Source organism: Mycobacterium sp., from assembly GCF_025965855.1.
In the GTDB taxonomy this organism is placed as follows: Bacteria; Actinomycetota; Actinomycetes; order Mycobacteriales; family Mycobacteriaceae; genus Mycobacterium.
This window is the reverse complement of the sequence record NZ_JAOPWB010000208.1, coordinates 1-8,197: the sequence shown is the minus strand read 5'-3', so window position 1 is coordinate 8,197 and position 8,197 is coordinate 1. Positions and strand designations below refer to the sequence as shown.

11 protein-coding genes are annotated in these 8,197 nt (G+C 67.2%); 6 read left to right on the top strand and 5 right to left on the bottom strand.

The genetic code is table 11. The features are described 5' to 3' along the window. The 3 genes from JWP83_RS17855 to JWP83_RS17845 form a co-directional block, all read left to right on the top strand. Positions 1–73: AURKAIP1/COX24 domain-containing protein (locus tag JWP83_RS17855; RefSeq protein WP_155725824.1), on the top strand; the 73-nt coding region annotated here is incomplete at its 5' end. 71 nt (positions 74–144) lie between these two features. Next, positions 145–1,260, top strand: coding sequence for an SDR family oxidoreductase (locus tag JWP83_RS17850; protein WP_297732482.1), 1,116 nt, complete (start codon positions 145–147; stop codon positions 1,258–1,260). Next, positions 1,242–2,333 (top strand): lysophospholipid acyltransferase family protein, encoded by a 1,092-nt coding sequence (locus tag JWP83_RS17845; protein WP_297732479.1) that lies wholly within the window; start codon positions 1,242–1,244, stop codon positions 2,331–2,333. Before JWP83_RS17850 ends, JWP83_RS17845 begins: the two co-directional genes overlap by 19 nt. Before the next feature lie 82 nt (positions 2,334–2,415). Here the strand turns inward: JWP83_RS17845 and cmaA2 are convergent, their stop codons facing one another. From cmaA2 to JWP83_RS17820, 5 genes are all read right to left on the bottom strand, one after another. Then, positions 2,416–3,321, bottom strand: a complete 906-nt coding sequence (gene cmaA2, locus JWP83_RS17840) for a cyclopropane mycolic acid synthase CmaA2 (RefSeq protein ID WP_297732477.1) — start codon at positions 3,319–3,321, stop codon at positions 2,416–2,418. A gap of 11 nt (positions 3,322–3,332) precedes the next feature. After that, positions 3,333–3,845 (bottom strand): MaoC family dehydratase N-terminal domain-containing protein, encoded by a 513-nt coding sequence (locus JWP83_RS17835; protein WP_297732475.1) that lies wholly within the window; start codon positions 3,843–3,845, stop codon positions 3,333–3,335. Positions 3,846–3,889: 44 nt separating this feature from the next. Then, complete coding sequence (locus JWP83_RS17830) at positions 3,890–4,801, bottom strand: HAD family phosphatase (protein WP_297732473.1); 912 nt, start codon at positions 4,799–4,801, stop codon at positions 3,890–3,892. Between the two features lie 120 nt (positions 4,802–4,921). Then, positions 4,922–5,212: a WXG100 family type VII secretion target gene (locus JWP83_RS17825; RefSeq protein WP_297732471.1), complete on the bottom strand. Its 291-nt coding sequence runs from the start codon at positions 5,210–5,212 to the stop codon at positions 4,922–4,924. Beyond that, positions 5,205–5,516 (bottom strand): WXG100 family type VII secretion target, encoded by a 312-nt coding sequence (locus JWP83_RS17820; RefSeq protein ID WP_297732469.1) that lies wholly within the window; start codon positions 5,514–5,516, stop codon positions 5,205–5,207. Before JWP83_RS17820 ends, JWP83_RS17825 begins: the two co-directional genes overlap by 8 nt. Before the next feature lie 77 nt (positions 5,517–5,593). On the opposite strand from JWP83_RS17820, the gene JWP83_RS17815 reads away from it, so the two are divergent. The 3 genes from JWP83_RS17815 to hemC form a co-directional block, all read left to right on the top strand. Next, on the top strand, positions 5,594–5,863 hold the full coding sequence (locus tag JWP83_RS17815; protein WP_297732467.1) for a glutaredoxin family protein: 270 nt from the start codon (positions 5,594–5,596) through the stop codon (positions 5,861–5,863). A gap of 112 nt (positions 5,864–5,975) precedes the next feature. Further along, the gene (locus JWP83_RS17810; RefSeq protein ID WP_297732466.1) at positions 5,976–7,355 is read left to right on the top strand and encodes a glutamyl-tRNA reductase; all 1,380 of its coding nucleotides are present in this window, start codon (positions 5,976–5,978) and stop codon (positions 7,353–7,355) included. Positions 7,356–7,368: 13 nt separating this feature from the next. After that, positions 7,369–8,197: hydroxymethylbilane synthase (gene hemC / locus JWP83_RS17805; protein ID WP_297732463.1), on the top strand; the 829-nt coding region annotated here is incomplete at its 3' end.

The following is an 8,197-nucleotide window of genomic DNA, read 5'->3' as shown; positions in this document are numbered from 1 at the left end:
GCGCATGTCGAAGAAGAAGCACCGCAAGCTGCTGCGCCGCACCCGGGTGCAGCGCAGAAAACTTGGCAAATAAGCGCAAGCAAGCCCAGCCGACCGTCACGTCGCCTTAACGCCGCCGTCGCGCCAGCCCGTTAGGCTGTTTGGGTGGATCAGTCGAGCGGGGAAGGTGCCGGAACGAGCGGCACCGTGCACTACCCCAAAGTTGTGCTGGTTACCGGTGCGTGCCGGTTTCTGGGCGGCTACCTCACCGCACGGCTCGCCCAGAACCCGTTGATCAAAGGGGTCATCGCGGTGGACGCGATCGCCCCCAGCAAGGACATGCTGCGCCGCATGGGGCGCGCCGAGTTCGTCCGCGCTGACATTCGTAATCCCTTCATTGCCAAGGTGATCCGTAACGGCGACGTCGACACGGTGGTGCACGCCGCGGCGGCCTCCTACGCGCCGCGGTCCGGCGGTAGCGCGGCGTTGAAGGAAATCAACGTGATGGGCGCGATGCAACTTTTCGCGGCCTGCCAGAAGGCGCCCTCGGTGCGCCGCGTGGTGCTGAAGTCGACCTCCGAGGTGTACGGGTCCACCGCGCGCGATCCGGTCATGTTCACCGAGGACAGCAGCGGCCGCCGACCCTTCCGGGACGGTTTCGCCAAGGACAGCCTCGACATCGAGGGTTACGTGCGCGGCCTGGGCCGGCGCCGCCCCGACATCGCGGTGACGATTCTGCGGCTGGCCAACATGATCGGCCCGGCGATGGACACCACGTTGTCGCGGTATCTTGCCGGGCCGCTGGTCCCGACGATGTTCGGCCGGGACGCGCGGTTGCAGCTGCTGCACGAGCAGGACGCGCTGGGCGCGCTGGAGCGCGCCGCGATGGCGGGCAAGGCCGGCACGTTCAACATCGGCGCGGACGGCATCATCATGCTGTCGCAGGCCATCCGGCGGGCCGGCCGAATCCCGCTGCCGGTACCCGGGTTTGGGGTGTGGGCGCTGGATTCGCTGAGACGGGCTAATCGCTATACCGAAATAACTCGCGATCAATTTAATTATTTAAGTTACGGCCGCGTCATGGACACCACGAGAATGCGCACGGAGCTCGGCTACCAGCCGAAATGGACGACGGCCGAAGCGTTCGACGACTACGTTCGCGGCCGCGGCTTGACTCCCATAATCGACCCTGATCGGGTACGCTCCCTGGAGGGTCGCGCCATAGCGTTAGCGCAGCGCTGGGGAAGCCAAAATGCAATTCCATGGGGTGGGGGCAGGTAGGTATCGTGGCGGGCGAAACCAGAGCGAATGTCATTCCACTGCATACGAATAGGGGTCGGGTAGCCGCTCGCCGCAGAGCCGATCAACGGGCGGACTCGTCTCGTCAACATCCCTCGTTGCTCTCCGATCCGCGGGGTCGGGCGTCCGCCGAACAAATCGCCGCGGTGGTCCGCGAAATCGACGAACACCGGCGCGCCGCGGGTGCGGCATCAACGGCCGAGGCACCGCTCAACGATCTGGCGCAACGGGTCGCCGCGGTCGCCGGCTTCCTGCGGCAGCGGTTCACGGGCGATTACACTGTCGATGAGTTCGGATTCGATCCGCATTTCAACAGCGCGATCGTTCGGCCTTTGCTGCGGTTCTTCTTCCGGTCGTGGTTCCGGGTCGAGGTCAGCGGAATCGAGAACCTGCCGAGCGACGGCGGGGCATTGGTGGTGGCCAACCACGCCGGGGTGTTGCCGTTCGACGGGCTGATGCTCTCGGTGGCGGTTCACGACGATCATCCGGCGCAGCGGGACCTGCGGCTGCTGGCCGCCGACATGGTGTTCGACCTGCCGTTGCTCGGCGAGGCCGCCCGCAAGGCGGGCCACACCATGGCCTGCACGACGGACGCGCACCGCCTGCTCGCCGCCGGAGAGCTCACCGCGGTGTTCCCGGAAGGCTACAAAGGTCTGGGCAAGCGCTTTGAGGACCGTTATCGGTTGCAGAGGTTCGGGCGCGGCGGCTTCGTGACGGCGGCGCTGCGCACCAAAGCCCCGATCATTCCGTGCTCGATCGTCGGATCCGAAGAGATCTACCCGATGCTCACCGACGTCAAGCTGCTGGCGCGGCTGTTCGGGCTGCCCTATTTCCCGATCACCCCGCTGTTCCCGTTGGCCGGGCCCGCGGGCCTGCTCCCGCTGCCGTCGAAATGGCGCATCGCGTTCGGCGAACCGATCTACACGAACGACTACGCCGTCTCCGACGCCGAGGATCCGATGGTCACCTTCGAGCTGACCGACCAGGTGCGCGAGACGATCCAGCAGACCCTGTACCGGCTGCTGGCGGGCCGCCGCAACATCTTCTTCGGCTAGCGTCCGACGTCGAGTTGTTGGGCGATTTCCCTGACTTTCGCCCCAACGACTCGACGTTCGCGGCTTACGCGGCTCAGTTGGCTTACTTAACGAGCGTGAACTGACAGACGTCCGTGTAGCGGTCGCGGAACAGGTCCGAGCAGCCCCTCAGGTAGTGCATGTAGATGTCGTAGGTCTCCTGCCCCTTCAGGGCGATCGCCTCATCTTTGTGTGCCTCGAGCGCGTCCGCCCAGGCGTCCAGCGTCGGCACGTAGTTCTTGCCGATCCGGTGGTAGCGCTCGACCTTCCAGCCGGCGTTGGACGAGTAGTGGTCGACCTGCGGGATCTGGGGCAGCCGACCGCCGGGGAAGATTTCCGTCAGGATGAACTTGATGAAGCGCAGCAGGCTCATCGGCGACGTCAAGCCCAGCTCCTTGGCCTCCTCGGCGCTGGGCACGGTGATCGTGTGCAGCAGCATCCTGCCGTCGTCGGGCGTCAAGTTGTAGAACTTCTTGAAGAAAGTGTCGTAACGCTCGAACCCGGCGTCGCCGGCGCCGTCGGCGAAGTGCTCGAACGCGCCCAGTGACACGATGCGGTCCACCGGCTCGTCGAATTGCTCCCAGCCCTGGATCCGCACCTCCTTGCGGCGGGGGCTGTCCATCTCCTCGAACTTGGCTTTGTCGTGGGCGTACTGGTTCTCGCTCAGCGTCAAGCCGATCACGTTGACGTCGTACTCGGCGACGGCGTGGCGCATGGTCGAGCCCCAGCCGCAGCCGATGTCGAGCAGCGTCATGCCGGGCTCGAGGTTGAGCTTGTCCAGCGCGAGCTTGCGCTTGGCGTACTGTGCCTCTTCCAGCGTCATGTTCGGACGCTCTTCGAAGTAGGCGCAGCTGTAGGTCATCGACGGGTCAAGCCAAAGCTTGAAGAACTCGTTCGATTTGTCGTAGTGGGATCGGACTGCTTCGACCGGCGGCTTCAGCTGCGTGCCAACTGATTCATCCTGTGACATTGGATTCGACCCTACTTTCCGGCTGATATTGATGCGACCGCGGCGACGGTTTCTTCAGCGCCAGCGTCCTGGTGTGCGGCTTCCCCCAGCATCGTAACGACGCTAGTGACGACCGGTTTCCCATCGGCGTCTGTGACTTCGCTGCGGATTTCGGCGAGCACGGTGCCGTGAGACTCGAGGATCGAGTCTAGGTAGGTGTCGAAGTAGAGCCGGTCGTGGGTCAGGATCGGCCGGTGGAACTTAAATTTCTGATCGCGGTGGAAGACGCGGGCGATGTTTATCGGGATCTTGAACTTGGTGAAGATCTCCAGCTGGACGCGCCGCCCCGCGACCGCCAGGAACGTCAGCGGGGCCACCAGTTCGGGGTAGCCGGCATCGGCGGCATCGGCCTCGTGGTAGTGCGTCGGGTGGTCATCCTTGACCGCCAGCGCGAATTCCCGGATCTTCTCGCGTCCGACCTGGAAATAATCCGGTGCCCGGTAATGGCTGCCGATGAGTTCCTGGGCCGATTCTGGGATTGTCATGCCGCTTTGCTCTCCGCTCGAATACGTCTCAGCGGCGCAGCCTATCAGCGTGATTGGCGCCGCGATGCCAGAGCTGCCAGCGCGCCGCCGGCCGCGCCCAGGGCCAGGGCCGACGGCACCCCGATCCGAGCCGCCTTGCGAGCGGTGCGGAAGTCGCGGATCTCCCACCCCCGTTCGCGGGCCAGGGCCCGCAGGCGGGCGTCGGGGTTGATGGCCACCGCCGTGCCCACCAGCGACAGCATGGGCACGTCGTTGTAGCTGTCGGAATAGGCGGTGCAGCGTTTCAGGTTGAGGCCCTCGCGGATCGCGAGCGAGCGCACCGCGTGGGCCTTGCCGGTGCCGTGCAGGATCTCGCCGACCAGCCTGCCGGTGAAGACCCCGTCGACCGATTCGGCGACGGTCCCCAGCGCGCCGGTCAGGCCGAGCCGTCGGGCGATGGTCGCCGCGAGCTCGTACGGCGTGGCGGTGATCAGCCATACCTGCTGGCCGGCGTCGAGGTGCATCTGCGTGAGCTCGCGGGTGCCGGGCCAGATCTTGTCGGCGATGATCTCGTCGTAGACCTCCTCGCCCAACGTGACCAGCTGCTCGACGGAGCGACCCTCGATGAAGGCCAGGGCTTTGCGCCGGCCGGCGGCGACGTCGTTGCTGTTCTCCGTGCCGAGCCACTGAAATTTGGCCTGGGCGTAGATGAATCCGAGCACATCGCGATACGTGAAATATTTGCGAGCGGCCAACCCGCGGCCGAAATGTACGGCCGACGAGCCCTGCACCAGGGTGTTGTCCACGTCGAAGAATGCGGCCGCGGTCAGGTCGATCGGGGGCTGCGGACGACCCTCCGCGGCGGCGCCGGCCGCCTGCAGGTCGTCGAGCGCCCGTTTGGCGCTCGCGTTGTCGGCCAGCGACTCCAGGTCAGCGCGGCCGGAGGGCTCCGCGCCGCCCGACTCAGAGGAAGCCATCGCCAAACCTCCTAGATCGCTGTGCCGCCCGGCAATCCGTGGGTGGCCGGTATCAACCCTATCCGGCGGATGTTTGGGGCAGTTTTGCGCGGCAGAGGTGATTGGGCGGTCGCTCGAGGGTCAGGACCACATGGCCAAATTCGTCGACATGGCGCCGGTGTAGTTGTGGTGGGCGGTCGCGCCCGCGGTGCGTAGTTGAGCCAGCGCCTCGCGCATCATCGCGTCGCCCCGAGCCCAGTGCCGATGCGCCTCGGCGTGTGCCGACGCACCGCTCCCCGTCCACGTTGAGTGCAAATTGCTTACCAGAGAATCGATTTCGGCGATCATGTCTTCGGCATAGCGCTGAAATTCCGTCATTCGTTGCACCGCATCGGCCAACGCCGGCGGATCCACCCGAAACGCCTCAGCCACGGTGCACCCCGCGCAGCGCCTGCGCCGACACCGACTCGTTCTCCTCGTAGAGCCCGCCGGCCTGGGCCACCAACCGCGCCAACATCGACAAGCCCACCTCCACCTCGCCGGCTCCGCGATGCCACAGCTCCCAGGCGGAGGCATATGCGCTGCCCGACGTTCCGCTCCAGCCGCCCAGCATCGCGCCGACCTGATCGTTGAGCTCGGCGAACTGGTTCCGCAGCTCCTCGGCACGCGCGGCCGCTGCATCGGCGAAGCCACGCATCGCCATCGGGTCGACGTGCAGCGTGTCCTCGGCAGCCACAGCGGCAACCTAACCGCTCCGGCGCGGCCCGACAACTCACCCGGGGGCACTCCGGCACCAATGCCACACTGGTCGCCATGACCCAGCACACCAGCCGGCCGCGGGTTCAGCTGCTGACCCGTGACGGCTGCAGCATCTGCGCGCGGGTGCACGCACGGCTGGCCGAACTGGCCGATGAGCTGGGTTTCGAACTGGGCACGACCGACGTCGACGCCGCGGCGGCCGCGGGCAACCCGGGGCTGCGGGCCGAGTTCGGCGACCGCCTGCCGGTGATCCTCCTGGACGGCCGCGAGCACAGCTACTGGGAAGTCGACGAGCCCCGGCTGCGCGCCGACCTCGCGCGATGACGTTGGGGGCCGGCGGCCGGGCAATTATTTGGTAGCCCGGCTGATCAACGTTTACCGTGGACACCAGTTCAGTTACTGGAGGAAGCAAGGGAGCTGGCCAGGTGATGCTGCCGTGAGCATCCTGCTCTTCGGGGTTTCGCACCGCAGTGCGCCGGTCTCCGTCCTGGAACAACTCAGCATCGACGAATCCGATCAGGTCAAGATCGTCGATCAGGTGTTGCAGTCGCCGCTGGTGACCGAGGCGATGGTGCTATCGACATGCAACCGGGTTGAGGTCTACGCCGTCGTCGACGCGTTTCACGGCGGGCTGGCGGTGGTCGGGCAGGTGCTGTCGGAACACTCCGGGATGTCGATGGGTGAACTGACCAAGTACGCCTACGTGCGCTACAGCGAGGCCGCCGTCGAACACCTATTTGCCGTCGCCTGCGGTCTGGATTCGGCGGTGATCGGCGAGCAACAGGTGCTGGGCCAGGTGCGCCGCGCCTACGCCGCCGCCGAGACCAACCGCACCGTCGGCCGGGTGCTGCACGAGCTGGCCCAGCGGGCGCTGTCAGTGGGCAAGCGCGTGCATTCCGAGACCGCGATCGACGCCGCCGGCGCCTCGGTGGTGTCGGTCGCCCTGGCCATGGCCGAGCAGAGGCTGAGCGGGCTCGCGGGCAAGACCGCCGTGGTGATCGGCGCCGGAGCGATGGGCGCACTGTCGTCCGCGCACCTCGCCCGCGCCGGCGTCGACCGCGTTCACGTGCTCAACCGGTCCCTGTCCCGGGCGCAGCGGCTGGCCCGCAAGATCCGCGAATCCGGCGTGCGCGCCGAGGCGCTGACCCTCGACCGGCTGCCCGACGCGCTGGCGGACGCCGACGTCGTGGTCAGCTGCACGGGCGCGGTCAGCCCGGTGGTATCGCTGGCCGACGTGCACCACGCGCTGGCCACCGCCCGCCGCTCGAGTGTTGATGAGACCACCCACCCTTTGGTGATCTGCGACCTGGGCATGCCGCGCGACGTCGATCCGGCGGTGGCCGGGCTGCCCGGCGTATGGGTCGTCGACGTGGAGCGCGTGCAACACGAGCCGTCGGCCCGCGCCGCGGCCTCCGACGTCGAGGCCGCACGCCACATCGTGGCGGCCGAGGTCGCCACCTACCTGGCCGGACAGCGGATGGCCGAGGTCACCCCGACGGTCACCGCACTGCGCCAGCGCGCAGCCGACGTCGTCGAGGCGGAGCTGCTGCGCCTCGATAGCCGACTGCCCGGCCTTCAGAGCGCCCACCGCGAAGAGGTGGCCCGGACCGTGCGGCGGGTGGTGGACAAGCTGTTGCATGCGCCGACCGTGCGGATCAAGCAGCTCGCCAGCGCCCCGGGCGGCGACAGCTACGCCGAGGCCCTGCGTGAACTCTTCGAACTCGACCAGACCGCAGTGGACGCCGTCGCCGCCGGTGAATTGCCAGTGATGCCAAGCGGATTCGATGCCGGCACCCCAAAACAGTCCGGCGAGTAGCCGATTGGCGCACGTGATCCGGATAGGAACCCGGGGCAGCCTTTTGGCCACGACCCAGGCCGGCGTCATCAGGGACGCCTTGATCGCCAACGGCCACCCCGCTGAGTTGGTGACCATCACGACCGCGGGTGACCGGTCGTCGGCGCCCATCGAGAGCCTCGGCGTGGGCGCCTTCACCACCGCGTTGCGGGAGGCCATCGTCGACGGCCGCGTCGACGCCGCGGTGCACTCGCACAAGGATTTGCCAACCGCCGACGACCCGAGGTTCACGATCGCGGCGATACCACCACGCAATGACCCCCGCGACGCGCTCGTTGCCCGCGACGGGCTGGTGCTCGGGGAGTTGCCGGCGGGTTCCCTGGTGGGCACCTCGTCGCCGCGGAGGGCCGCACAGCTTAGAGCATTGGGTCTCGGTTTGGAAATTCGCCCCCTACGAGGCAACCTAGATACCAGGTTGAACAGGGTAAGCAGTGGTGATCTTGACGCGATCGTGGTTGCCCGGGCCGGTCTCGCCCGGCTGGGCCGCCTCGGCGACGTCACCGAGACGCTAGAGCCGGTGCAGATGTTGCCAGCACCGGCTCAGGGCGCGCTCGCCGTCGAATGCCGCGCCGGTGATGAGTTGGCGGCGGTGCTGGCGGAGTTGGACGACGCCGACACGCGCGCGGCGGTCACCGCGGAACGGACCCTGTTGGCCGAACTGGAGGCGGGCTGCTCCGCACCGGTGGGCGCGATCGCCGAGGTGGTCGAGTCCATCGATGAGGACGGTCGCGTCTTCGAAGAGGTGTCGTTGCGCGGCTGCGTGGCGACGCTGGACGGATCTGACGTGATCCGTGCGTCCGGCA

Bases quoted from the DNA above. Each gene is read 5' to 3' on its own strand.
- JWP83_RS17835 (WP_297732475.1), bottom strand. From the start codon at position 3,845: ATGACAATCCCAGAATCGGCCCAGGAACTCATCGGCAGCCATTACCGG.
- JWP83_RS17845 (WP_297732479.1), top strand. From the start codon at position 1,242: ATGGGGTGGGGGCAGGTAGGTATCGTGGCGGGCGAAACCAGAGCGAAT.
- JWP83_RS17830 (WP_297732473.1), bottom strand. From the start codon at position 4,801: ATGGCTTCCTCTGAGTCGGGCGGCGCGGAGCCCTCCGGCCGCGCTGAC.
- JWP83_RS17815 (WP_297732467.1), top strand. From the start codon at position 5,594: ATGACCCAGCACACCAGCCGGCCGCGGGTTCAGCTGCTGACCCGTGAC.
- cmaA2 (WP_297732477.1), bottom strand. From the start codon at position 3,321: ATGTCACAGGATGAATCAGTTGGCACGCAGCTGAAGCCGCCGGTCGAA.